This is a genomic window from Thermococcus argininiproducens (assembly GCF_023746595.1).
GTDB lineage: Archaea > Methanobacteriota_B > Thermococci > Thermococcales > Thermococcaceae > Thermococcus_A > Thermococcus_A argininiproducens.
This window is the reverse complement of the sequence record NZ_CP080572.1, coordinates 1,923,286-1,946,248: the sequence shown is the minus strand read 5'-3', so window position 1 is coordinate 1,946,248 and position 22,963 is coordinate 1,923,286. Positions and strand designations below refer to the sequence as shown.

The following is a 22,963-nucleotide window of genomic DNA, read 5'->3' as shown; positions in this document are numbered from 1 at the left end:
TACCTAATGTTTAAAAAGTTTTCCCGCAAATTTGACTACATTAAGTAGTAAATAGAAAGGTTTAAAAGGGAAAAAGTAAATATATTTAAAAGGTTTTCGATTGGGGTGGGGCTATGAGGCGTTTGGGCAAGGTTTCTCATTATGCGAAACAGGGCTTCTTGATACTTCGCTCAACATTCATACCGGTGTTAAATGATCCGGTAGTAGATAAAAACCTTCAACTTATTGGGGTAGTTAAAGATGTTTTTGGTCCTGTCACTGCTCCATATGTAGCTATAAAACCACGTGTCAAAGATCCAGAAAGGTATATTGGAGAAATTCTTTATATTGATGAAAGAAAAAGGAAGAGATCCTCTTCTGGTTCTAAGAAGTCAAAAAAAGTAAAAAGAGTACGTAAACGTCGCCCTGCCCCCCAAAAGAGGGGGTGAGAGTTTTTGACTCAACTTGGAGGTATTAAAAGATGTCCAATCTGTGGTTCGGAAAATTTGATTTATGATCCAAGCAGGGCGGAAATCGTTTGTTCTCAATGTGGGTATGTGTTGGATGAAGAAATAATGGATCTTGGTCCAGAATGGAGGGCATTTGAACCCGGACAGAGAGAAAAGCGTTCTAGAGTTGGAGCTCCTGAGACTGTAATGCTCCATGATAAGGGTCTTTCAACAGACATAGATTGGAGAAACAAGGATATTCATGGAAATGATATCTCGGGTAGTACTAGGGCCAAGATGTATAGATTGAGAATGTGGCAAAGGAGAATGAGGATAAGTGATGCTATAGATAGGAATCTGGCATTTGCCCTAAGCGAACTTGATAGAATGGGGTCTCAGCTTGGACTGCCTAGGAATATACGAGAGATTGCAGCCGTTCTTTATAGAAAAGCGGTTATTAACAGACTAGTTCGGGGAAGATCTATAGAGGGTATGGTTTCAGCTTGTTTATATGCTGCATGTAGAGTAGCTAATGCTCCTAGAACTCTTGATGAGATAGAGGATGTTTCAAAAGTAGACAAAAAAGAAATTGGCCGTAGCTATAGATACTTAGTTCGGGAGTTAAACCTGAAGCTTAGACCTACCAGTCCGGTGGATTACGTTGTGAGGTTTGGGGATCAGCTTGGAGTTCGTGAAAAGACGAAAAGAAGAGCAATAAAAATAGTTAACATGGCTATTGAAAGGGGCCTTACTAGTGGAAAAGGTCCTACAGGAATAGCTGCAGCTGCAATATACATAGCTAGTCTTCTTGAGGGAGAGAAGATGACTCAAAGGGAAGTCGCGGAAGTTGCTAGAGTTACAGAAGTAACGGTGAGGAATAGATACAAAGAATTAGTGGATAAACTTAATATAAGGATACCTACGTAGGATGTTGGGGAGCAACTGTGAAAGTAGGCATAGTGAGTGACACGCATTATCCGGACAAAACCTCCTATCTGCCCGATTTACTTTTTAATGTTTTTAAAAATGAGAAAGTGGAATTGATTCTGCATGCTGGGGATTTAACAGCCCCAGAACTTCTAGAGCGTTTTGAAGAGATTGCGCCAATTATTGCAGTAAGAGGCAACCTTGACAAGCCTTTTCTACCTGAAGAAAAGATTTTGGAGATTGGAGGACTTAGAATTGGACTCTTACATGGTCATCGGTTTTTAAGTTTAGACGAGCAGACATTAAAATACAAGGCGTTAGAAATGGGAGTAGATATTCTTATTTTTGGCCACACTCATAGGTTCTTTTATAAGAGATATGAATATATGGGAAAAGAAGTGATTCTTCTTAATCCTGGTTCTCCTACTATTCCCAGAATGAGTGATCCAACGTTTCTCGTGGGAGAAATCACACATGAAAGATTCAGTTTTAGAATATTTAAGCCATGGGAGACCCAGTGGAGATATCCATAATTATAATATAAAAGACAAAAGAAAGAAAGGCCATCAAGCTTTGATAGCGAGTTTGATGTCTTCTGCTTTGACTGTCTTTCTGCCAGCGTGTCTAGCAAACTCAACTGACTTCTTAGCAAGCTCAACTGCGTACTCTTCGAGGTATTCGGCAAGTACTTTGGCGGCATCTTCGCTAACTCTCTCAGCACCAGCCTTTCTAATCAACCTATCAATTGGGGCAATTGGCAACTCAGCCATTCATAACACCTCCTGGGGAAATTCTTCATTCTTATTTTTGGAATTAAAGGTATATAAAGCTTTCGATAAACGGGCCTATTTTTGACCTTTTTATCCTTTGTTGCCTTATGGTCTCATAGAAACTGTTGAGTGAAGAAGTCATATTGGCCATATTTGATAACAATTTTCCTATATAAACAATTGACGAAATTTAGCTTCTCCCCTAGGTGAGCCCAGTTATTCTTCTAACTCGCATTCTAGTGTTATTAGTTATGAATTAACTGCTTTATCAATGTTTACTCTATCAATGGAAATCCTTTAGTTTTTGAATATCATATCTCTGGGACTTAAAAACTTCCCTTCTTTAAGGAGGAATTAATCGGGTATTTATCAAACTCTCATCCACAAGAAATATAAAGAGTTAGTACCAAAAAATAACTTAGTCAAGAATGTTTTGGGGTGAAAAACTATGGGGTTGTTTGATAAGATCATCAAAAAAGAAGAACCAAAGAAAGAACTTGGAGCGGGTAGGAAAAGGGATGTTAAACATGAAGTCGAAGTTATTCCCCTGGAAGAAGATCTTATAGCAAAAACGATCACCGAACCAGAGATTAGATACATAAAGAAAATTGTTGTTACTAGTTACAGTGATTTGGAGAAAATTTCTGAGGAAATTCAAGTGGGCAATATTATTATTGCAGATTTAACTCCTCTGGAATCAAAACCTGAAGTACTGGCTAAAGTTGTAGAACAGATAAAGGGTATTACTCAAGCTCTTGGTGGAGAAACCGCAAAGATAGCTAAACATGAAATTAAGATATTAATAACCCCTCCTGATATTAAGATCTACAAAGGCTGACGGGTTCTCTAACCTTTATAAACCCCCTCTTCTTTTTAGTTGTGGTGAGTTAAAAATGAGTGAGATCCATGAAATTAGATTAGGTGATTGTCCCATTTGTGGTGGGAAGAATACTCTAAAGGCTTTGAATCATATTCATGAAATACCTTATTTTGGGAAAGTCATGGAATCCACGATAATCTGTGAGGAATGTGGATATAGGAACGCAGATGTCATGCTTTTGGAGGAAAAAGAACCAAGAGCGTATGTGGTTAAAGTAGAGGAGGAAAAGGATCTCTTTACAAGAGTCGTAAGAAGCAAAAGTGGTACAATTGAGCTTGAGGAAATAGGGATAAAAATAGAGCCAGGTCCTGCAAGTCAAGGTTTTGTTAGTAATGTGGAAGGAGTTCTTGAAAGGGCTAGGGAGACGCTTTTAATGGCTAAGAGATTTAAACAGCAGGAGAACGATGAGGAAAGTGTTAGAAAAATCGAGGAAATCTTGAGTTATATTGCAGAGGTAAAAGAGGGCAAAAAGCCTCTTACAGTAAAAATTATGGATCCATTTGGGAATAGTGCACTAATAGGAGAGAAAGTTAAAAGTAGACTCCTCACCAAAGAGGAACTAGAAAAACTAAGTACCGGACCTTATATAATCTACGATTCAGAAAATGGGGGCTAAATAAAACGTATCTCTCTGACCATAAGATCTTCAAAAAGGGCCTTTACCCAGGGTTGTCGGCTTTTAGTGGAGAGATGAATAATTCCTTCCACCTGTACGCCGTAAAGGTCTTTCATTTTTTCCCTTGTTAGCGGTTCTTGAAATAAAAATGGCTTTTCCACCGTGAATGCGTATCCATATTCTTTAATATAAGCTTTCAGCCACTTTTTGCCCTCTTCCTCCCCATAGACAAATGTAAGGCCACTACTATCTTTTGTGAGTTCCCACAATGTTTCAAAATCTGCTTTGATGACTTCTCCTACTTCAAAACCTCCAACTATGCTCCCTCTCTTGGTTAAAGCCTGATCTTCAGTGAGTCCTAGCTTTTCAAGGGTTCTCCTTAGAATGTTCAAGTTGCCTCTTGCAATATAGAGAAAGATGGTATCACCCTCCTTGAAAATAGGCTTTTTCCTAATTTCATGATATTTTAGGCCCCTAAAGATAAGTTCACCGTAAACTTGATGGAGGGCTATAACGTGTTCCATACTTTCACCGAAATCAAAATCAAGGAAGCCATTATAAAGATTTGCGTTAATTACCAATATCTATAGATCTCTCATTAACCTAAAAAGTGAAGTCTTTTTGTATTCTAATTGCTCGTATAATGTCCCCTACAACTCCTGAAGCAGTTTCTTTTATGCCGGCTCCAGAGCCTTTAATAATTAGTTTCCCAAGCAAGTCTGTTTCTATTATTACAATGTTTGAGGTCCCGTTTACTGCAAGTGGGCTATCTATAGGAATCCTTGTGGGCTTCACTTCTATTTTTCCATCCTCTATGGATGCTAGTAGTCTAAATGGTTTTCTTTTTTTCTTGGCCATTCTAACTTCATCCTCTGAGAGGGAGTCTATTCCCTCTATCTGAACTTTGTCGAAGTCTATTGGGCGAAAGGCCAGGTTATGTAAGATTGCTGCTTTATATGCAGCATCTATTCCTTTTAGATCTCCAGAGGGATCTCTCTCAGCTATTCCTAGTTCTTGTGCTCTTTTAAGAGCTTTCTGAAAGTTCATGCCATTTTCAATGGAGTTTAGTATAAAAGTAGTTGTTCCATTAAGGACTCCAAGGATTTTTATCACCGAATCTGCAGGTATGCCAGTTCTTAAGAGTGTTATTATGGGAGTTCCTGCCATAACCGTAGCTTCAAAGAGATAAGGAATACGTTTTTTGTGAGATATACTGATTAAATCATCGTAATAAAAAACTACAGGGGGTTTGTTTGATGTTACAACGATTTTACCTGCTTTTAGGGCTTTTAAATGCCATTTTCCTGCATTTGGGTCGTTTGTAACGTCTACTACTATGTCACTCTCTATCTCCTCAACGACTTCATTTGGGCTTAAAGAGTATATCTCATATTCTTGTCCCCAAAATTTAAGTGAGCCAAAGCTCCTCTTAACCTCAAGAGCCTCTTCAAGATTTATTCCCTCAGAGTTCCAGAGTGTGGCGCTAGAATCGGAAATACTGACTACTTTTATCTCAGCCCCATATTTTTCTTTAAAATATCTGTTCTTAGCATAAAGAACCTCTGCTACCCCTTTTCCGACATTTCCAAAACCAATAATAGAAAGGGAAATAGAATTCATTTTGCATTCACTATGGCTTTCAGTAAGTCAATATCTCTGATAAGCCCTATTATCTCTCCTTCTCCACGGATTACAGGGAGTTGCTCTATGTGTTCTTGGGTCATTATATTTGCCACTTCATATACGCTCATATGAGGGGTTGCCAATTTCAGCTGGGTTGTCATTATTTCTTCCACAGGCTTCTTGGGAAGCTGAAGCTCAGATTTCTCGAATAAAAGTACAGGATGGCTCTCTAAAATCCACTCTTCCTCGCTAGATGCTGCAAGTTCTGCAGTTTTCATGACTCTAACTACTTCACTATCTTTGAGTAGGTCGGTTTCATCAATAATTCCAATGAGGCTTCCTTCGTCGTCTATTACAGGTAGAGCCATGGAGTTAGAAAGCAGAAGGGCTTTTAAGGCCGCTTTTAATGGAGTTCCTTTCCATACAACACTCACATACTTTTGATAATATGGCTCAATTTCTATGTTTTTCATTTTTTCATTTGTCGATAAATACCTTCTTATTATGTCCCCTACGGTTAGAATTCCTATAACCTTATTTTCTTTGTCTACTATAATAACTCTTCTGTAGCTGTGCTTTAAAATTAGATTTACGGCTTTCTTCAAACTATCATTTGGATGAACTGTGGGAACGTCTCTTTTAACAAGCATCGCAAGTTGATCCTCATCAGGATGTAAGAGGACGCGTTTAATACTAACTATTCCAACAAGTTCCTTTGTACCTCTTTTAACAACCGGAAAAGACCTAACCTTGTGCCTTTTAAAAAGATCTAGTGCATAATTCCTAGTAGCTGGGAGTTCAATTACTACTGGATCTGGGGTCATGAGACTTTTAACTTTCATTTTCATCACCGCTTTTATGTAGGAAGTGTTTTCACTATTTAAGTTTTTCACTTTTGTGGGTGCGTGTCATCTTCTATTCGTTGGTGTCACAAATAGTTTACCCTTCATGATCTTTGGATCTTGTACTCTTACCGCAAAATTTATAAACTCAATACAGGGAGTTGTTAGTGGTACGGCGGTCATAGCGGCGGGGTCACACCCGGACTCGTTTCGACCCCGGAAGTTAAGCCCGCCAGCGATCCCGGCGGTACTGCCCTCCGAGAGGGGGCGGGAAACCGGGGACGCCGCCGGCCACTCAAATGCCCGGGTGGTGTAGCCAGGCCCATCATGCGGGACTGTCACTCCCGCGACTCGGGTTCAAATCCCGACCCGGGCGCCAAGCTTCTTTTAAGTTATCTAAAGCTTCAAATGCGTTCTAATTTTTTCCAACTCAACTTTTGCTGTCATGTCAAGATTTATTGGTGTCACACTAACTTTTCTTTCAACTTTCACTGCATACATATCTGTTCCTGGTTCTAAGATGTCCTTGGGGCATTGGGTTCCTACTATCCAATAATATGGGTTTCCTTTGGGATCTATTCTCTCTTCAACTGATGGCATATACATTCTTTTTGCAAGTCGCGTGAGTTTTATTGGAGTATCTTTGTTTGCACCAAATGGAATATTAACGTTAAGCATATCTACACTTTTGGGCATTCCTTGAGTTAGAACAGCTTTTGCGACTTTTCTTAAGAAAAACTTAGCAATAGAAAAGTCTATTTCTTCACCCTCACCAAATTTATGTTTTTCTCGGTTAACCTCTAAGCTTATTGCAATACTTGGAATATCATGAGTGGCCGCTTCTATAGCAGCACTTGCTGTTCCGGATATCGTTATTTCGGTACTCATGTTTTCTCCAAGGTTTATTCCACTAATTGCAAGGTCAAATTTTCCAAATCTTGCCATAGCAAAGACTACACAGTCGACAGGCATACCATCCAGAGCGTAAGCTATTCTTGCCCCTTCAATGTTTATTCTTTTTGCTCTCAATGGTCTGTGGAGAGTCATGGCCCTTCCACTCGCACTTCGCTGGAACATTGGGGCCACAACGTAAATCTCTCCAAGATCTTGAAGGGCCTCAACGGCTGCTTTTATTCCTTTTGAATAGATCCCGTCATCATTGGTTATTAAGATTCTAACCATCTCTTACCCTCCACGTACCGTCATCTCTTTTTTAATGTTCTCGGGTAGAGAGAGATAAGCTACTATTTCGAGTATTTTCCCGATGATAATCAATAATGCTCCTATTCCAAATACGATCAATAAAATCGCCCCTACAAAATACAGGAGTCCTGTTGTTCTGAATATCCCCACTTCGGTCTCAATGCTTATACTCTCATAACTCTTTTTGAGATAATAGGATCCAAGAACAAAAAGAATCCACGCTAGTATTCCTCCTATTAAGAGACCCTTAATAATTTGTCCAAGGCTCTCCAGATCTTTTCCTGCTAAGTTCCAAAATATTCCTTGTAATACTGTGATCCCTATGACCGAGATAAGTGCAATCAGAAACACAAAAAAGGCTCCTAAGTGGAGTATAAATGCCACTAAATAATCTTTGAATATGTCTTCCCTATTAACCACGAGGGAAATCTCTTTTACAGCCAATAAAATCAATATAAATCCTATTATGCTTATCAAATTCCCAATTCTTGGGATATTCCCGCCAAGAATCGAAAGTATGGCTCCTACACTCCCATAAGTTTTTGCTTGAGTTAACCCCATGATATCACCATAATGCTTTTCCTTATTCTTCTATATGAGCATTTCCATCAAGCTTAAAAAGACCTTTCCTAAGCTTTGCTAGGTGGGAATTAATGACATTTTGGATGAGTGAAGATAACGTTGCTGGGAAAAAAGGAAATGCTCTTTATGTTATCCTTCCGACTATTGGATGTTATCGATATAGAATTGGAGAAGCATGTTATATGTGTTCCTATCCTGCAGAGGCTCCAAAAATACCTTGGAGTCAAGAGAAACTTATTCAATATTTTAAAAAGGCTTTGAAAAAGATCGAAGGTAAAAAAGGCCCTATTTCAGTTAGAATATTCACTTCAGGAAGCTTTCTTGATGATGGAGAAGTTAAACCTGAAACGAGGAGGAAAATCTTCTCTGTGCTGGCAGAGACTGAAAATGTTGAGGAAATTGTTGTAGAAAGCCGTTCAGAATTAGTTAGGTATGAAACGATCAAGGAATTGGTCGAACTGATCGGGGATAAATATTTTGAGGTAGCCATAGGTTTGGAAACTGCAAATGATGATGTAGCTGATGTTGGCATAAATAAGGGGAATACCTTTGAAGAATTTATCAAGGCCAGTAAAATTATTAAAAAAGCAGGAGCTCATGTGAAGACTTATCTGCTCTTTAAACCTATTTTCTTAAGCGAAAGCGAGGCTATTAGGGATCTAAAGGAGAGCATAAGGAAAGCGGCCCCCTATACGGATACGTTTTCTATAAATATAACGAATATTCAAAAAGGCACGACATATGAAAGATTATGGGAGAAGGGGGAGTATAGAACTCCTTGGCTCTGGAGTGTTGTAGATGTTCTTAAGTGGGCCAAGAATACTTTTCCCGAAAAAAGGATTCTAAGCGATCCTGTTGGAGCAGGTTCAAAGAGGGGCCCTCACAACTGTGGTAAATGTGACAAGATGGTTGCAAGGGTTATTAGGGAGTTCTCAAATACTCAAGATTTGAAGTACCTCGAAGAAATCACGCATGAGTGTATGGAAGAATGGGAGTATATAGTGACTGAAGGACTTATGGATTGGCAGCTTCAACTCTTGTGAGCTTTTCTATTTTTACAAATATCAAGATAATATCCTAAAACCTCAACTTAAAATAGGTCATTGGATGCTTGTTTATGTGCAATAAACTGATATGTGTTGGTATTTAGAGTCTTAACAAGCAACTTAGTCTCCATCCATGTACATAGGTGAGAAAATTTTCGAAAACTTTAAATGTTTTACATAAGTAAAAAGAGTTAGCGGATTGTAGGTGATGCTTATGGCAAATGTCGAAGTTAAAAAGGAAGGATATTTGTCTATTGGGAAAACGGAGGCAGTTGAGATAAGCGTGGACACTTTCCTATGCAAGGGGTGTGGTATCTGCCTAGAACTTTGCCCAAGAACGGTTTTTGAATGGAGCAAAGAACTTAGTGAAAAAGGCGTTCATTATCCCCTTCCCGTGAATGCAGAGAAGTGTGTGAAATGTAAACTTTGTGAACTCCTGTGTCCTGACTTTGCTATAGCTGTTAAGTGGTGATAACATGATATTTCGTGGAGATGAGCCCGAACAAATAGGGCTCTTGAAGAAGTTGTATCCGAAAGGTAATTACTTCATGCAGGGAGATGAAGCAATAGCATATGGGGCCCTTTTTGCAGGTTGTAGGTTCTATGCTGGTTATCCGATAACACCGGCGAGTGAGATCGCTGAGACAATGGCAAGAGAACTTCCGAAAGTTAGAGGTTATTATATCCAGATGGAGGATGAGATAGCGAGTATAGCGGCGGTTATAGGGGCCTCTTGGACGGGATTTAAGAGTATGACTGCTACTTCTGGTCCTGGGTTTAGTTTAATGCAAGAAAATCTTGGCTATGCCGTATTCACTGAAACCCCTTTAGTTTTAGTGGATGTCCAAAGAAGTGGCCCATCAACAGGCCAAGCCACTAAGGGGGCCCAGGGCGACTTTTTCCAAGCAAGATGGGGAACTCATGGTGATCATCCAATAATTGCGATTTCCCCAACAAGTGTGGAGGACAGCTTCTGGGAAACAATAAGAGCATTTAACTTGAGTGAGAAGTTTAGAATCCCTGTTGTTCTCCTTGCAGATGGAATAATTGGACATACGAGAGAGCAAATAAGGATCCCAGATCCAGAGGAGGTAGAAATAGTTTATAGGAAGCTTCCAGCTAATGAAGAAGAGTCTAAGTATCCTTTTGGAGATGTTCATGGAGACTTAGTTCCCCCAATGCCCCTCTTTGGAAATGGTTACTTTACTCATGTCACTGGTTCAACGCACAAAGAAAGCGGTCTTAGGGATGTTTATACTCCAGAGGTTCACGATCGCTTAGTACGAAGACTTCACAAGAAGTTGGAGGTTCATGAGACTGAGATTCAGAAGTGGGAGGAGTATTATGTCGAAGATGCAGACATTTTACTTGTGAGCTGGGGAGTTAGCGCAAGACCTTCTCTTGGGGCAGTGATAGAGGCTAGGAAAAAAGGAATGAAGGTGGGTCTGTTTGTTCCGAAGACCGTACATCCTTTCCCTGGAAGAAGAATTAAAGAGCTTTCTAAAAATGTACAGACAATTCTCGTGCCGGAGATGAATCTTGGACAGATGATTCTTGAAGTGCAACGTTTTGTGAGGGAGGAAGTGCCAGTTATAGGCGTGAACAAGATTGGTGGAGTTCCGCTAACAACAGAAGAAATTTTAAAAGAGATAGAAAGCTCAGCCGAGCGTTCTCGTCACCGTTCGGCGGATTAGATATTCATCATCGCTAATTAATGGTGGATGTGGAGATATTTAAAGGTGATGTGTATGGCAAAAGAGATTTATACTAAATATAAAATGGCAAAATACCTCCGAAAGGAAGCTCTTCCTACGGCTCTCTGTCCTGGCTGTGGGGGAGGCACCGTACTAAACGCTTTCGCAAATGCAATTGATCAACTTAGAATTGATCCGCGGGATTTAGTTGTTGTGAGTGGAATAGGATGCTCCGCATGGATAGCTTCTCCCTACTTTCTAGCTGATACATTACATACAACTCACGGAAGAGCAATAGCATATGCAACAGGAGTTAAGGTTGGTTTACCGGATAAAAAAGTGGTTGTTATAAGTGGTGATGGTGATTTGGCAGGTATTGGAGGAAATCACCTTCTTCATGCTGCTAGAAGAAACATTGACATAACAGTGATCTTAGTCAATAATTTTATTTATGGTATGACAGGGGGTCAGGTGGCTCCAACAACACCCTTTGGGGCTGTTACAACTACAACCCCATATAGGAACGTTGAGCATCCATTAAACATAGCAGAAACTGTGGCCTCTGCGGGAGCGTCTTACGTAGCGAGATGGACAACTTTTCATGTCTACCAATTAATTGAGAGTATAAAAAAGGCCCTAACTGTAAAAGGTTTCTCCCTTGTGGAGGCAATTTCACAATGTCCAGTTCAATTTGGAAGAAGAAATAGGATGAAAACACCAGCTGAGATGCTTAGGTGGTTCCAGAAGAATAGTGTTCCAATAAGTAAAGCTAAGACACTTTCTCCAGAGGAACTTAAAGGAAAGATCATAGTGGGAGAACTTGTGAATAGAGAAAAACCTGAGTTTACAGAAGAACTTAACTTCCTTATCGAAGAAGTGGCTAAGCAGTATGGGTTGGGTGATAAAAATGCAGATTAGAATAGCTGGATTCGGTGGACAGGGCGTAATACTAGCAGGGGTTATTCTAGGAGAAGCTGCTGCCATAGAAGGCCTTAATGTTATCCAAACTCAGGATTATGGCTCCCAAAGCAGAGGAGGCCACTCTATAGCAGATCTCATAATCTCAGAAGAGCCCATTTATGATTTAATGGTAACCAAAGCAGATGTTTTACTTGCACTTGCTCAACTTGGTTATAATTCAACAAAAAGCTCACTTAAAGAGGATGGCCTTTTAATAGTTGACACGGAGCTAGTACGTCCTGATAGAGATTATATAGGTGCTCCATTTACTAGGATTGCAGAAGAGCGTACTGGTTTAGCACTAACTGTTAATATGGTGGCATTGGGGTATTTAGTTGCAAAGACAAATGTTGTTAAAAAGGAAAACGTTGAAGAAGCGATAAAAAGGCGGGTTCCAAGAGGAACTGAAGAAATTAACCTAAAAGCTTTTAGGATAGGTTATGAGGAGGGATTAAAATGAGATATCCATTTCCAGTAGGTGCTGCAGACTTTATCCAAGGTGATGAAGCAATATCAAGAGCGGCAATTCTAGCGGGTTGTAGATTTTTTGCTGGTTATCCGATAACGCCAGCTAGTGAAATTTTTGAAGCCATGTCACTTTATATGCCACTTGTTGATGGAGTTAGTATTCAGATGGAGGATGAGATAGCGAGTATAGCGGCGGTTATAGGGGCCTCTTGGGCTGGTGCGAAATCAATGACCGCTACCTCTGGTCCTGGGTTCAGTTTAATGATGGAAAATCTGGGTTATGCTATAATGACTGAGACTCCCTTGGTTTTAGTAAATGTCCAAAGAAGCGGCCCATCAACAGGACAACCCACACTTGCCGCTCAAGGGGATATTATGCAAGCAATATGGGGAACTCATGGGGATCACAGTGTAATAGTGTTAACTCCTGCAACAGTTCAAGAAGCATTTGACATGACAATAAAAGCGTTCAATTTAGCTGAAAAATACAGAACACCAGTGATACTCTTAACTGATGCCGAAGTTGGACATATGAGGGAGAGGGTTTATGCTCCAACTCCTGATGAGCTTGAACTTATTTATAGGAAGCTTCCAGCTAATGAAGAAGAGTCTAAGTATCCTTTTGGAGATATTCATGGAGACTTAGTTCCCCCAATGCCGATTTTTGGGAAGGGACACCGAACATATGTCACTGGACTAACGCATGATGAGAGAGGAAGGCCCAAGACGGTGGAAAGTGAGATTCATGAGAAGTTAATAAAGCGCATAGTTGAGAAAATAGAGAAAAACAAAAAGGACATAATTGATTACAATGTGTACGAACTTGAAGATGCTGAAATTGCTATTGTGAGCTTTGGAATTGTTGCGAGATCTGCAATGAGAGCAGTTAAGGAATTGCGCAAGAGGGGAGTTAAAGCAGGACTTCTTAAATTAAATGTTCTATGGCCGTTTGATTTTGATCTCATAGAAAATATAGCGAAAAAAGTTGAGAAGATCTATGTAGCAGAAATGAACCTTGGCCAGCTTTATCACATGGTTAAGGAAGGTTCCAACGGAAAAGCTCCTGTAGAATTGATTCCTAAGATCGGTGGCGAAATTCATACTCCTCAAGAGATAATAGAGAGAATTGAAGATGATTTGAGGTGAAGAGAATGTATCTAAAGTCAAGTTACGAGATTAGGGATAAGTACCTTAGAAAAGATATGCTTCCAACAATTTTTTGTCCTGGTTGTGGTATAGGGGCTGTTTTGCAGTATACTCTTAGGGCTATCGATGATCTTGGATTGAATCAGGATGAGATTGTGTGGGTAAGTGGAATAGGATGTTCATCAAGAGTTCCAGGTTATGTTAACTTTGATGGTTTGCATACAACTCATGGGAGAGCATTAGCTTTCGCAACAGGAATAAAAATGGCCAACCCCAAGCTTAAGGTAATCGCCTTTATGGGGGATGGAGATGCAGCAGCAATAGGTGGTAACCATCTAATTCACGCTATAAGGAGAAATCTTGATATTACAGTGATTCTAATCAATAACTTTACATACGGTATGACAGGGGGGCAGGTGGCTCCAACAACACCAAAAGGGCTTAGGGGGACTACAGCACCTTATGGAAGCTTTGAGAACCCATTTGACATAGCCGAGCTTGCTGTAGCTGCTGGAGCCAACTATGTTGCAAGGTGGAGTGTCTTTAACTACATCCAGGGTATAAACAGTATAAAGAAAGCCCTTCAGAAAAAAGGCTTTACTTTGGTTGAGTTCCTCTCACAGTGTCCGATAAGCTTTGGACGAAGGAACAGATTGAAGACAGGTACAGAGCTGATAAAATGGTACCAACAAATAACAGTGCCTATCAGTAAAGCAAAGAACATGACTCCAGAAGAACTTGAAGGCAAGGTTGTAATTGGAGAATTTATTGATAGAGATAGACCAAGTCTGGTAGAAGAGTACGAGGCATACAAAAAGAGGGCAAGAAAAATGATGGGGTGGGAAGAATGAGAAAAGAAGTTCTCATAGGTGGCTTTGGTGGTCAGGGGGTTATCTTGGCGAGTGTCATTCTTGGAAGGGCTGCAGCGGTATATGAAGGTCTTTATGCAGTTCAAACTCAGGCATACGGTCCAGAATCTAGAGGAGGGGCAAGCAGAGCGGAAGTGGTTATAAGTGATGAACCTGTAGATTACCCAAAGGCATTAAATCCAGAGTATGCACTCCTTCTCTCCCAACAAGCATATGAAAAGTACCTTCCCGTTGTTAAAGAAGGTGGTATAGTCATAGTGGAGAAAGACCTCGTTCCAAACAGAAATGAAGAACTCGAGAGAAAATTCAAAGTTTATGCGCTTCCCTTAACTGAAATAGCTGAAGAAACTACTGGTCTCAGTTTGACAATGAATATTCTTACTCTCGGGTTTTTGGTGAAATTAACTGGCATAGTGAGTGATGAAGCAATAGAAAAAGCTGTGCTTGACTCAATTCCTAAGGGTACAGAGCACCTTAATCTAAGGGCTTTAAAGAAGGGTTTTGAGCTCGGGGAAAAAGCTCTTAATGGGGAACTTTAATTTTCCTTGTTTTCTTTCTCCGCAAGATTTATTATGAATGTCCTGCTATTTCTTCTAGTATGCTGATAAACAAAACTAAGAACCAAGTATGGAATGGAAGAGTAAAAGTTGCAGATACATTTTTCAAGCGATTTAAGGGGTTAATGCTAACTCCAAATATTGATCATGCCCTTCTTTTTATTCTACCTTCTGAGAACAGGATAAGAGCCTCTATACACATGTTCTTCATGCTTCAGAGCATAGATGTGATATTTCTTGATTCTTCCAGAAGAGTCGTAGATCTCAAGCGAGCAAAGCCTTGGAGAGTGTATGTACCAAAGGAAGGAGCAAAATACATTATTGAAACTCCCGTGGGGGTTATAAACGTATTGAATGCTGAAATAGGAGATGAAATAGACTGGAAAATTGAGGAGGACATGCAAGCCATACCTTCACCAGTAGGAGCGCTTAACAAGATAAACGTAAAAACCTCAAATGGTGTGATCAGCCTTGCGGATCCCAAACCAAAGCTTAAGGAAAAGTGAGGTACTCAATTGCATAAGGAGTAGAATCGAAAAGGACAAGAGACTTAAAGGCGAGATCTATTCCTTAATCATATATGGTTCCTTTGTAAGAGGAGATTTTGTGAAAGAGGTAAGTGATGTTGATTTTTTTGTAGTTATCAGGGATAATGAGGACATTTTGACTGATCTAAGGTCGATTTTAGAGGAATGTATAAAATCCTTAAATCCAGTTGAAGTTGACCTTGCGTGGGAGTTTTTGGGAAATCTACATGATCCGCTTAACAAGGGAGTACCCTTTAAATTTTTAACAATTTATCAAAAAGACTTCCTAGAGAACCACATAGTTGTTTATGGGGATGAGATAGCCCAGCTACTTCCAAAATATAGATTTGAAGAGCTTATTGAGTGGAGAGCAAAAAGACTTCTCAAACTAGCAGAGAGACATAATGAAAACCTAAAGATGCTTCATATAACTGCAGGTGAAGCAGTTAGGCTACTTGCCTTAATCAATGGTGCGGAGAGCTTAAAGAAAGGTGATGTATTAAAGATCCTACAGAGTCTTGGGGATAAGGAAGCACTTTCCATTTATGAGGCGTACATTAATGGCAGGAGCATGCCCTTTAGTGGCCCTTTTCTGAAAGGATTCATCATTTCAAGATGTGAAAAGATGCTAAAAACTATTAGAGCTTCAAATAAAAGGTTTAAAATACTATAAAATCTATTGCGATGTTAAACTGATAAGGTGCATAGGGTCTAATCTTTCTTTGATCTATTGTTTTGACTTCTCTTCCAAGTTCTTTTGCAATCTCTTTTATTTTCTTTTCATGTTCTTTAAAGAGGTTTTTTTCATGAGAAAAGCCATAATAATGAATAACTCCACCGCTTTTGACACTGTTCATGGCTTCTTTTAAGAATTGATGGGCAAATTTGGGGAGATTCATTATTACACGATCTGCTTTTATCTGGCCTGCAACTTTCCTCACATCTCCAAGTATGGGGATAACGTTTTCAACTTTGTTCAGCTTTTTGTTTTCTTCGAGATATTTAATTGCCCATGGGTTGAGATCACATGCAAAAACGAGTTTTGCTTTTTTGGCAAGAAGTATCGAGTACGGCCCAACTCCAGCAAACATATCAAAAACTATTTCTCCATCTTGGGTCTTTTTGAATATCCTCATTCTCTCTGTTGCAAGTCTTGGGGAAAAGTAAACCTTGGCAACATCGAGTTTTAGCCGTATTCCATTTTCTCGGTGTATACTTTCAGTTCTGTTCTCTCCGGCAAGATGGATGAGTTCTCTAACTCTGTATTCTCCTACAATTTTACTACCTTTTGCAAACACGGCTTTTATATGTTTGTGAACCGTTAATATTGCTTCTCCAATGTTTTTTCCATAGGGTATAAGCTCTTCAGGAAGCTCTATTATGGCTATGTCGCCTATTATATCGAATGAAGATGGGAGGAGGGGATAAACTTCTGAAGGTATCTTCACAACTTCTCGGTAGCTGTGTGGTCGTTTCATGGCTTTTTCAAAAGTAATCTCAATTATTTCAAACCCTTCTACTCTCTTCTTTATGGGGAAGATTACAAACTCGTCTTGATGTTTAATTTTAAAGTTATTGTTGAGCACATTAAGCTCTAAAAGATGTTTTCTTATTTTTTCTGCCTCTTTTTTTGGAACTTTTACCCCTAACATTTCTCCTCACTGATACCTATAATCAGTACTTAAAAGGGTTTTGAGCGAAAAGTTTTTAAATGCATCTCGAGGTTAGGATATTGGACGCCCCGGTGGTGTAGCCCGGTCAAACATGCGGGCCTTTCGAGCCCGCGCCCCGGGTTCAAATCCCGGCCGGGGCACCAAAATCCTTCTGTATGGTAATCAAAAACATCTAGTTTTAGAATAAGTTAAGCTTTTAAACTATGATTTGGATAAATAATCCAGTGGGAACATGAAAAAGTTAATACTCCTATTGCTCTCATCTATTGTCTTAATACTCTTGGGAATAGCTGTGGGTTCTGTTAGGATACCCTTTGGAGAAATTCTTTCGTCATTCAGTTTGAAAACTTTGAAAATTGCATTTTCAGATCCAAATTCACTTCAAGGCAATACTTATATCGTGCTTCAAATACGACTGCCAAGGGTTTTATTAGCGTATTTTGTTGGAGTAAGCTTGGCATCTGCTGGTACGGCTTCTCAAGCTCTCTTTAAAAATCCGCTCGCAGATCCATATATTATCGGAATAAGCGGAGGCGCTGCAGTAGGGGCTTCAATAGCGGCCCTTTATTTTCCCCACTATATGAGCTTTTTTGCTTTGCTCGGTGCTCTATTGGCAGTTTTCACGGTCTACAGGATTGCGAAGGTAAATGGACATATCCCAGTTGATACGTTGCTTTTAGCTGGAATCGCACTTGGGTTTTTCACAAGTGCCTTGACCTCTTATCTTCTTTATGTGGGAAGAGAGAGCATCCATAATGTTATTTTCTGGCTTATGGGAACTTTCAATGGAGCGATGTGGAAGGAAGTAAGAGTGGTCATGCTCTCGTCGGTTTTAGGAACATTGTTCCTGTTTCTAAGCTGGAAAGAATTAAATTTGCTTCTTTTGGGAGAAGAGAGTATTTCAATTGGGCTGGATATCAATTTGTATCGAAAACTCATTATAGGGGTTATATCGCTTCTCACTTCTTTTGCTGTAGCAACCAGTGGGATAATAGGTTTCGTGGGTCTAATAAGTCCTCATGCCATGAGATTGGTATTTGGGCCTAACCATAAGAGATTACTTCCAGCATCTGCGCTTTTTGGAGGTAGCTTAATGGTCTTTGCTGACCTCATTGCGAGAAGTTTACTCAGTCCTACTGAAGTGCCAGTAGGAATAATAACTGCCCTTTTTGGTGCTCCCTTTTTTATCTACCTTTTGATGAAGAAGAAGAGGGGTGAGCTCCTTGGTTAAGCTTGAAGTTAAAGTATCTTTTTCCTATGGGGAAAAGGAAGTTCTTAAGAATGTTTTCTTCTCAACTAAAAGGGGAAAACTTCTGGCCATTGTAGGGCCTAATGGGGCTGGAAAATCAACCCTTCTCAAGTGTTTGGTTGGAATTTTAAAGCCTCAAGGCTATGCAAAATTGGATGGTATAGATCTTTTGAGCTTAAAACCGAAAGAGCGAGCTTACTATATCTCTTATGTTCCTCAAACGTCCTATCCAGAATTTGCTTTCACCGTTGAAGAGTTTGTTGAACTTGGAACTTATGCCACCGGAGGAAGTGTGGAAGATGCTCTAAAGCGAGTTGGGATGGGAGATAGGAGCCATGAACTGGTAACAAAGTTGAGTGGTGGAGAATATCAGTTAATTTTGATAGCAAGGGCATTGGCACAAGGAAGCGAAGTTATGCTGCTTGATGAACCCACATCTCATTTGGACCTTAATCATGCCCTTCAGGTAATGAACCTCTTAAAAGAACTGAAAGAGGAGAAAATTGTTATAGCTGTTATGCATGATCTGAATCTTGCCTTGAATTATGCGGATAATCTTTTAATTCTCAATAATGGGAAAGTGCATTGGATGGGCAGCCCATCAGAGCTCATTCCAGAAACTCTGGAAGAGGTTTACCATGTGAAAGCAAGGATAAAAGATGTTGAAGGACTGAGGCTTGTCACTGCATTTTAATGTTTGCTTTCCAAAAACCTAATATAAGACATCATCAATATTCACTGAGGGTGATACTAGGCTATGGAAAAAAGACATCTTAGCCTGATTTTTATTCTGTTAATACTTAGCGTAACTTTCGCTGGATGCATAACTCAAACAAATATTAAAACAGAAACTCTCGTTCTTCCAGAAGGAAACTACACAACTATTTATCTTAACGAGAAAGACACCTCTCAATGTCCAGCTTCCAAAGTGCCTGTGACCTTCACATACATGCCACCGAAGAATGAATCTATAACCTCGGTAAGTCTCAGGGGAAGCTTTAATGACTGGGCGGAATGGCCAATGCAAAAGGAAAATGGAGCATGGAGCATAACAGTCTGCCTTGAACCGGGAAGATATGAATACAAGTTTTTCATCAATGGAGAGTGGGTCAAGGATATGTCTTCTGACAAGTATGGTAATCCAGTGGATCCAGAAGCTGACGAGTACGTAGATGATGGATTTGGCGGGAAGAATGCCGTAAGGATTGTTGAAGGTAGCATGGGGTTTGTCCTAGAACATAATCCTGGGGATCCTGCTTATCTCTGTGTAGCAGATAATAGAACAGTTGTGAGGTTTAAAACTAAACCAGGTCAAGTGCAGTCAGCAGTACTAGTTACAAACTTGGGAGAATACGAGATGTCGCTCCAACTGTGGTGGGGTTCAGGAGAGATGTGGAGGGTAGAACTTCCATTTGTTGAGCCGATTGAGTACTACATCAAGCTCACAACACCTGATAATGAAGAATTTCTTGTACTGAATACTTCAACAGACGCATTTTTCTCTTTTGATGGCAGTAACGACTTCCCCCAAGTAGAGTGGGTAAGTAAAGGAGTAGGGTATCAGATCTTTCCGGACAGATTTAACAATGGAGATCCAAGTAATGATGCATTGGCGTTGCAAACAGACGAATTTTGGTTTAATGAACTAATAGAGGATAGGCCAATTCTTTCCAATTGGAGTGACCCAATAACACCTCTCCACTGTTGCCATCAGTATTTTGGTGGAGATATTAGGGGAATACTTGAGAAGCTTGATTATCTTCAGGAGCTTGGAGTAACTTTCATTTATCTCAATCCGATTTTCCTTGCTGGAAGTGCGCATGGATATGATATTTATGATTACTATCGCATTGATCCACAGTTTGGAACGGAAGAAGAGCTTAAACTTTTCCTTGAAGAGGCTCATAAGCGGGGCATTAGGGTTATTTTTGACTTCGTGCCTAACCACAGTGGAATTGGGCATTGGGCATTTCTCGATGTAGCATCAAGGGGGAAGGAAAGTCCTTACTGGAACTGGTATTTTATTCAAAAATGGCCATTTAAACTCGGTGATGGTAAAGCTTACATAGGCTGGTGGGGCATTGGAAGCCTTCCAAAGCTTAATACAATGAATCCAGAAGTTAAGGAATATCTTATAGGCGCAGCTCTTTATTGGCTTGATTTTGGGTTCGATGGCATCAGAGTTGATGTTCCAAATGAGCTTATAAATGCAGATGAATTCTTTTCAGAGCTCAGGCAAAGGGTTAAGGAAAAACATCCTGATGCATATATTGTGGGAGAGATCTGGCAGCTTTCACCTAAGTGGGTTCAGGGAGATAAGTTTGATTCTCTGATGAACTATGCTCTTGGAAGAGATATTTTGCTCAATTATGCATTGGGCACATGGAATGGGGAAAGAACTCTTGAACTGCTTGGAAGATATTTTGCCAGCTATGGTGAAAATGTTGTAGCTATGGGCTTTAACCTCATTAGTTCCCATGATACGTCAAGACTCTTAACCGATCTAGGTGGAGGAAGATTTGGGGAAAATCCAAAGCCAGAAGCAATAGAAAGACTTAAAATGCTCTCTACATTGCTTTATAGCTTGCCTGGAGCTCCAATAACTTTTCAAGGTGATGAAAGAGGAATTTTGGGTGAAAAAGAGTACTATGATGCTCATAGATATCCTATTCAGTGGGATAAGGTGAACGAAGAAGTTCTTACTCATTATAGAGGACTAGGGATGCTGAGAAAGAGGATTCCAGCATTAACAAGCAGTGCAATAAAGTTTTACACAGCAAAGAATGGTGTGATAGCGTTCTTCAGAGGGCACGAAAATGAAGTTCTAGTTTTAGCAAACAATGGAAAAACTTCAACTTCAATTGTACTTCCCCCTGGGAAGTGGAAACTCGTCTGGCCAACTGAAGAGGGAATCTTCGAGGGAGAAATAGAAGTTCCGCCAGTAATAACTTTAGTCCTTGAAAGAGAATAATGTTTTCAGTTCTTTGACAACTTCATCTTTAATTTTTTCTCTATTTTCAGTGGTAAGCACGTAGAGTCTTCCCATCCCTCTAAAGCGTTCAGTATATCTTCTGTGCACTGTTGCCAAGAGAGGTTTGTCTTTTTTGAGAACTTCATTGATTATCATAGCGAAATCCTTGCTTTTATATTCCATAGCACCTATTTCATCAATGATTATAAGGTCTGCTTCACTTATTGCTCTTCTTATCGCAGATACTCCGACTCTATTTAAGTCTTCAAGATTAACGACGTATTTTCCAACTCGGGGGTATCCTTCTCCAACCCATGCGAGGATTCCTTCTTCTTCAGTGTCTATTGCTTTAATCTTAAATCCTACTCTCTTACCTTTCTCTCTTACTTCTTGTGTTGTGAACCCTCCAATCTTTAGGCCCAAGCCTTGCATTTCTTTTGCAACTTTTAAAACAAGAGTAGTCTTTCCAACTCCCGGTAACCCGGTTACGAAGAGTTTCATATTCTCACCGAAAGAGTATAAAGAAAAGAGGATTTAATAATTTGTCGAAAAATAAATAATGAAGCAGGGATTGTTCAGTTTGTTTTTATCTATTTAACCCTTGTCGTGTCTGTGCTTATTCTTTTCTCTCTCTTTCCATTTTTCTCTTATCATTGCTTTCTCTGTGTGGAACTTTTCTTTTATCATATCTCTCAACTGGTTAATTAACTCTTCCGCTCGTTCGTACTCGCCTTCTTTGAAGGCATTCTTGAGTTCCTCAAGTAGTGTTCTTTCTTCTGTCATGTTAAGTCCTATTTTCTCGAATTTTGTCATGATTCTTTCGAGTTTCTCTATTCTGATTTCGATTCTAAGGGTTTGGTTTGTCTTGAGCATGATTTCTCGTTTTTCACCTGCCATTCTAATCACTGCTTCTGCATGTGCTTTGGCTGCTATTGCCTGGCCATAGGCTTTTCCGTATTTTCCTTCGCCATATGCTTCTTTAGCATTTTCAAGTTCCTTCTCGGCAAGGAGTAGAAGTCTCTCTGCAGCTGGAACTTTCACATTCTCGTTTTCCAATAGCTCCTTAGCAAGTAATGTTTTGTTCTCAGCAATTTCTATGGCCTCCCATGCCATTTCAGCTGTTATGTTGGCTTCCTCTTTGGTTACGTTGACTTTCAGCTCTTTCCTTATTCTTTTTTCCATCATTTCCGTCACATTTTCTGAAAATGGGGTTTTTATTATTACAATATGAGTTACCTTGATCATGGCGAGTATCTGAGTTTGGTTCTCAGTCTTGTTAGTGTCTATATACACAGGAAAAGCCTTTTCGACCTTAATTTTCTTGAAGGCGCCTATGTCTCGGCCGTGAGCAATGATGATCTTAACGTTATCTAGAATCTCTGGATAGTTTTCCAAAACATACTCTAGCACTTTAATATTTGTCTCATATCTGTCATTTCCCCATATTCTTGCCCACTCTATTCCCATATCGTCTAAATCTTCCTCATAGTCCTTGGGCACAGCCGCCGGGCCACCTATGATTAAGACCTTATCTGGGGCAGCGCTCATTATTTCCGCTGTTAGGTTTGGGTCGTACACTCCCCACGATGTTATGAATATTGTGAGGTTCATGCTCTCTCCTAACTTTTGTGCGAGTGTTAGGTCAGCTTCATTATTACTTACGAGTATTACAAGAGTGAGGTCACTTTCTTCAGTTGCGGTAGTGGTGGGTACTATGCTTAGCAAAAGGAAGATTCCAAACAGTCCAGCAAATACTTTTTTCGCCACCATGTTATATCACCTCACTTATTATTAAGTAAAAACATCTATTTAAGCTTTTTTCGTGAAATCGTTTTGTTTAGTTTTTGTTTGTTCAAAAATAATCTATTTTAAAGGAGTTTGAGTACCTCATCGTTAAATACCGTTTTTAAGTGTTTACGAATGTTTAAAGAG

General features: G+C 39.8%; 27 protein-coding genes, 2 tRNA genes and 1 rRNA gene. 21 read left to right on the top strand and 9 right to left on the bottom strand.

The annotated features are described in order from the left end of the window. Positions 1–113 precede the first annotated feature (113 nt). Genes K1720_RS10660 through K1720_RS10650 form a run of 3 tightly spaced genes read left to right on the top strand, consistent with a single transcriptional unit; the run spans position 114 to position 1,888 of the window. The gene (locus K1720_RS10660) at positions 114–428 is read left to right on the top strand and encodes a Gar1/Naf1 family protein (RefSeq protein ID WP_251949183.1); all 315 of its coding nucleotides are present in this window, start codon (positions 114–116) and stop codon (positions 426–428) included. A gap of 6 nt (positions 429–434) precedes the next feature. Continuing rightward, positions 435–1,355: a transcription initiation factor IIB gene (locus K1720_RS10655; protein WP_251949182.1), complete on the top strand. Its 921-nt coding sequence runs from the start codon at positions 435–437 to the stop codon at positions 1,353–1,355. A gap of 17 nt (positions 1,356–1,372) precedes the next feature. After that, positions 1,373–1,888, top strand: a complete 516-nt coding sequence (locus K1720_RS10650) for a metallophosphoesterase (RefSeq protein ID WP_251949181.1) — start codon at positions 1,373–1,375, stop codon at positions 1,886–1,888. 33 nt (positions 1,889–1,921) lie between these two features. Here the strand turns inward: K1720_RS10650 and hpkA are convergent, their stop codons facing one another. Then, complete coding sequence (gene hpkA, locus K1720_RS10645; RefSeq protein WP_167888978.1) at positions 1,922–2,125, bottom strand: archaeal histone HpkA; 204 nt, start codon at positions 2,123–2,125, stop codon at positions 1,922–1,924. Between the two features lie 448 nt (positions 2,126–2,573). On the opposite strand from hpkA, the gene K1720_RS10640 reads away from it, so the two are divergent. Beyond that, complete coding sequence (locus K1720_RS10640) at positions 2,574–2,963, top strand: cell division protein SepF (protein WP_251949180.1); 390 nt, start codon at positions 2,574–2,576, stop codon at positions 2,961–2,963. Between the two features lie 55 nt (positions 2,964–3,018). Further along, positions 3,019–3,621 (top strand): ZPR1 zinc finger domain-containing protein, encoded by a 603-nt coding sequence (locus K1720_RS10635; RefSeq protein WP_251949179.1) that lies wholly within the window; start codon positions 3,019–3,021, stop codon positions 3,619–3,621. Here K1720_RS10635 and K1720_RS10630 read toward each other — a convergent pair. The 3 genes from K1720_RS10630 to hhpR form a co-directional block, all read right to left on the bottom strand. Beyond that, on the bottom strand, positions 3,618–4,145 hold the full coding sequence (locus K1720_RS10630) for an ASCH domain-containing protein (protein ID WP_251949178.1): 528 nt from the start codon (positions 4,143–4,145) through the stop codon (positions 3,618–3,620). The two genes, K1720_RS10635 and K1720_RS10630, sit on opposite strands and share 4 nt — an antisense overlap. Positions 4,146–4,224: 79 nt before the next feature. Then, positions 4,225–5,241 (bottom strand): homoserine dehydrogenase, encoded by a 1,017-nt coding sequence (locus tag K1720_RS10625; protein WP_251949177.1) that lies wholly within the window; start codon positions 5,239–5,241, stop codon positions 4,225–4,227. Next, entirely contained in the window at positions 5,238–6,086 is an 849-nt protein-coding gene (gene hhpR / locus K1720_RS10620; RefSeq protein WP_251949176.1) for a CBS domain-containing high hydrostatic pressure regulator HhpR, read from the bottom strand. Before hhpR ends, K1720_RS10625 begins: the two co-directional genes overlap by 4 nt. Positions 6,087–6,257: 171 nt before the next feature. Here hhpR and rrf point away from each other — a divergent pair. Then, positions 6,258–6,379: ribosomal RNA gene (gene rrf / locus K1720_RS10615) — 5S ribosomal RNA — on the top strand. 8 nt (positions 6,380–6,387) lie between these two features. Further along, positions 6,388–6,465, top strand: a tRNA-Asp gene (locus K1720_RS10610). 17 nt (positions 6,466–6,482) lie between these two features. On the opposite strand, the gene surE is transcribed toward K1720_RS10610, so the two are convergent. Further along, positions 6,483–7,268 carry a 5'/3'-nucleotidase SurE gene (gene surE / locus K1720_RS10605; RefSeq protein WP_251949175.1) on the bottom strand — a complete coding sequence of 262 codons (786 nt, stop codon included), beginning with the start codon at positions 7,266–7,268 and terminating at the stop codon, positions 6,483–6,485. A 3-nt stretch (positions 7,269–7,271) separates the two neighbouring features. Next, complete coding sequence (locus K1720_RS10600) at positions 7,272–7,850, bottom strand: DUF996 domain-containing protein (protein ID WP_251949174.1); 579 nt, start codon at positions 7,848–7,850, stop codon at positions 7,272–7,274. A 92-nt stretch (positions 7,851–7,942) separates the two neighbouring features. Here K1720_RS10600 and K1720_RS10595 point away from each other — a divergent pair, with 92 nt between their 5' ends. The 10 genes from K1720_RS10595 to K1720_RS10550 all read left to right on the top strand — a co-directional run bounded on the left by K1720_RS10595 (position 7,943) and on the right by K1720_RS10550 (position 15,811). Beyond that, positions 7,943–8,914, top strand: a complete 972-nt coding sequence (locus tag K1720_RS10595) for an archaeosine biosynthesis radical SAM protein RaSEA (protein ID WP_251949173.1) — start codon at positions 7,943–7,945, stop codon at positions 8,912–8,914. A gap of 217 nt (positions 8,915–9,131) precedes the next feature. Further along, a complete protein-coding gene (locus K1720_RS10590; protein ID WP_055283320.1) occupies positions 9,132–9,389 on the top strand; it encodes a 2-oxoglutarate ferredoxin oxidoreductase subunit delta in 258 nt (85 codons plus the stop codon). Positions 9,390–9,393: 4 nt separating this feature from the next. Beyond that, positions 9,394–10,611 carry a 2-oxoacid:acceptor oxidoreductase subunit alpha gene (locus K1720_RS10585; protein WP_251949172.1) on the top strand — a complete coding sequence of 406 codons (1,218 nt, stop codon included), beginning with the start codon at positions 9,394–9,396 and terminating at the stop codon, positions 10,609–10,611. Positions 10,612–10,665: 54 nt separating this feature from the next. After that, positions 10,666–11,529: a 2-oxoacid:ferredoxin oxidoreductase subunit beta gene (locus K1720_RS10580; protein WP_251949171.1), complete on the top strand. Its 864-nt coding sequence runs from the start codon at positions 10,666–10,668 to the stop codon at positions 11,527–11,529. After that, complete coding sequence (locus K1720_RS10575; RefSeq protein WP_251949170.1) at positions 11,519–12,031, top strand: 2-oxoacid:ferredoxin oxidoreductase subunit gamma; 513 nt, start codon at positions 11,519–11,521, stop codon at positions 12,029–12,031. The genes K1720_RS10580 and K1720_RS10575 overlap by 11 nt, the downstream gene beginning before the upstream one ends. Further along, the gene (locus K1720_RS10570) at positions 12,028–13,185 is read left to right on the top strand and encodes a 2-oxoacid:acceptor oxidoreductase subunit alpha (protein ID WP_251949169.1); all 1,158 of its coding nucleotides are present in this window, start codon (positions 12,028–12,030) and stop codon (positions 13,183–13,185) included. Before K1720_RS10575 ends, K1720_RS10570 begins: the two co-directional genes overlap by 4 nt. 5 nt (positions 13,186–13,190) lie before the next feature. Then, the gene (locus tag K1720_RS10565) at positions 13,191–14,036 is read left to right on the top strand and encodes a 2-oxoacid:ferredoxin oxidoreductase subunit beta (RefSeq protein WP_251949168.1); all 846 of its coding nucleotides are present in this window, start codon (positions 13,191–13,193) and stop codon (positions 14,034–14,036) included. Further along, complete coding sequence (locus K1720_RS10560; protein ID WP_251949167.1) at positions 14,033–14,593, top strand: 2-oxoacid:ferredoxin oxidoreductase subunit gamma; 561 nt, start codon at positions 14,033–14,035, stop codon at positions 14,591–14,593. The genes K1720_RS10565 and K1720_RS10560 overlap by 4 nt, the downstream gene beginning before the upstream one ends. Before the next feature lie 59 nt (positions 14,594–14,652). Next, positions 14,653–15,117, top strand: a complete 465-nt coding sequence (locus K1720_RS10555) for a DUF192 domain-containing protein (RefSeq protein ID WP_251949166.1) — start codon at positions 14,653–14,655, stop codon at positions 15,115–15,117. Then, positions 15,083–15,811: a nucleotidyltransferase domain-containing protein gene (locus tag K1720_RS10550; RefSeq protein ID WP_256468521.1), complete on the top strand. Its 729-nt coding sequence runs from the start codon at positions 15,083–15,085 to the stop codon at positions 15,809–15,811. The genes K1720_RS10555 and K1720_RS10550 overlap by 35 nt, the downstream gene beginning before the upstream one ends. Here the strand turns inward: K1720_RS10550 and trm5b are convergent. Further along, on the bottom strand, positions 15,798–16,790 hold the full coding sequence (trm5b, locus tag K1720_RS10545; protein WP_251949164.1) for a tRNA (guanine(37)-N1)-methyltransferase Trm5b: 993 nt from the start codon (positions 16,788–16,790) through the stop codon (positions 15,798–15,800). The genes K1720_RS10550 and trm5b overlap by 14 nt on opposite strands. Before the next feature lie 86 nt (positions 16,791–16,876). Between trm5b and K1720_RS10540 the strand changes: the two genes are divergently transcribed. The 4 genes from K1720_RS10540 to K1720_RS10525 all read left to right on the top strand — a co-directional run bounded on the left by K1720_RS10540 (position 16,877) and on the right by K1720_RS10525 (position 21,031). Then, positions 16,877–16,954: transfer RNA gene (locus K1720_RS10540), tRNA-Glu, on the top strand. Positions 16,955–17,043: 89 nt separating this feature from the next. Next, entirely contained in the window at positions 17,044–18,042 is a 999-nt protein-coding gene (locus K1720_RS10535; RefSeq protein ID WP_251949163.1) for a FecCD family ABC transporter permease, read from the top strand. Beyond that, positions 18,035–18,754, top strand: a complete 720-nt coding sequence (locus tag K1720_RS10530; protein WP_251949162.1) for an ABC transporter ATP-binding protein — start codon at positions 18,035–18,037, stop codon at positions 18,752–18,754. The genes K1720_RS10535 and K1720_RS10530 overlap by 8 nt, the downstream gene beginning before the upstream one ends. Before the next feature lie 63 nt (positions 18,755–18,817). Next, a complete protein-coding gene (locus tag K1720_RS10525) occupies positions 18,818–21,031 on the top strand; it encodes an alpha-amylase family glycosyl hydrolase (protein ID WP_251949161.1) in 2,214 nt (737 codons plus the stop codon). Here the strand turns inward: K1720_RS10525 and K1720_RS10520 are convergent. Next, a complete protein-coding gene (locus K1720_RS10520; RefSeq protein WP_251949160.1) occupies positions 21,011–21,532 on the bottom strand; it encodes an NTPase in 522 nt (173 codons plus the stop codon). The two genes, K1720_RS10525 and K1720_RS10520, sit on opposite strands and share 21 nt — an antisense overlap. Positions 21,533–21,625: 93 nt before the next feature. Further along, a complete protein-coding gene (locus K1720_RS10515) occupies positions 21,626–22,801 on the bottom strand; it encodes a cell wall-binding repeat-containing protein (protein WP_251949159.1) in 1,176 nt (391 codons plus the stop codon). Between the last annotated feature and the right edge of the window lie 162 nt (positions 22,802–22,963).

Coding starts and splice junctions, on each gene's coding strand:
- K1720_RS10660 (WP_251949183.1), top strand. CDS start 114: ATGAGGCGTTTGGGCAAGGTTTCTCATTATGCGAAACAGGGCTTCTTG.
- hpkA (WP_167888978.1), bottom strand. CDS start 2,125: ATGGCTGAGTTGCCAATTGCCCCAATTGATAGGTTGATTAGAAAGGCT.
- K1720_RS10640 (WP_251949180.1), top strand. CDS start 2,574: ATGGGGTTGTTTGATAAGATCATCAAAAAAGAAGAACCAAAGAAAGAA.
- K1720_RS10635 (WP_251949179.1), top strand. CDS start 3,019: ATGAGTGAGATCCATGAAATTAGATTAGGTGATTGTCCCATTTGTGGT.
- K1720_RS10630 (WP_251949178.1), bottom strand. CDS start 4,145: ATGGAACACGTTATAGCCCTCCATCAAGTTTACGGTGAACTTATCTTT.
- K1720_RS10625 (WP_251949177.1), bottom strand. CDS start 5,241: ATGAATTCTATTTCCCTTTCTATTATTGGTTTTGGAAATGTCGGAAAA.
- hhpR (WP_251949176.1), bottom strand. CDS start 6,086: ATGAAAGTTAAAAGTCTCATGACCCCAGATCCAGTAGTAATTGAACTC.
- surE (WP_251949175.1), bottom strand. CDS start 7,268: ATGGTTAGAATCTTAATAACCAATGATGACGGGATCTATTCAAAAGGA.
- K1720_RS10600 (WP_251949174.1), bottom strand. CDS start 7,850: ATGGGGTTAACTCAAGCAAAAACTTATGGGAGTGTAGGAGCCATACTT.
- K1720_RS10595 (WP_251949173.1), top strand. CDS start 7,943: ATGACATTTTGGATGAGTGAAGATAACGTTGCTGGGAAAAAAGGAAAT.
- K1720_RS10590 (WP_055283320.1), top strand. CDS start 9,132: ATGGCAAATGTCGAAGTTAAAAAGGAAGGATATTTGTCTATTGGGAAA.
- K1720_RS10585 (WP_251949172.1), top strand. CDS start 9,394: ATGATATTTCGTGGAGATGAGCCCGAACAAATAGGGCTCTTGAAGAAG.
- K1720_RS10580 (WP_251949171.1), top strand. CDS start 10,666: ATGGCAAAAGAGATTTATACTAAATATAAAATGGCAAAATACCTCCGA.
- K1720_RS10575 (WP_251949170.1), top strand. CDS start 11,519: ATGCAGATTAGAATAGCTGGATTCGGTGGACAGGGCGTAATACTAGCA.
- K1720_RS10570 (WP_251949169.1), top strand. CDS start 12,028: ATGAGATATCCATTTCCAGTAGGTGCTGCAGACTTTATCCAAGGTGAT.
- K1720_RS10565 (WP_251949168.1), top strand. CDS start 13,191: ATGTATCTAAAGTCAAGTTACGAGATTAGGGATAAGTACCTTAGAAAA.
- K1720_RS10560 (WP_251949167.1), top strand. CDS start 14,033: ATGAGAAAAGAAGTTCTCATAGGTGGCTTTGGTGGTCAGGGGGTTATC.
- K1720_RS10555 (WP_251949166.1), top strand. CDS start 14,653: ATGCTGATAAACAAAACTAAGAACCAAGTATGGAATGGAAGAGTAAAA.
- trm5b (WP_251949164.1), bottom strand. CDS start 16,790: ATGTTAGGGGTAAAAGTTCCAAAAAAAGAGGCAGAAAAAATAAGAAAA.
- K1720_RS10535 (WP_251949163.1), top strand. CDS start 17,044: ATGAAAAAGTTAATACTCCTATTGCTCTCATCTATTGTCTTAATACTC.
- K1720_RS10525 (WP_251949161.1), top strand. CDS start 18,818: ATGGAAAAAAGACATCTTAGCCTGATTTTTATTCTGTTAATACTTAGC.
- K1720_RS10520 (WP_251949160.1), bottom strand. CDS start 21,532: ATGAAACTCTTCGTAACCGGGTTACCGGGAGTTGGAAAGACTACTCTT.
- K1720_RS10515 (WP_251949159.1), bottom strand. CDS start 22,801: ATGGTGGCGAAAAAAGTATTTGCTGGACTGTTTGGAATCTTCCTTTTG.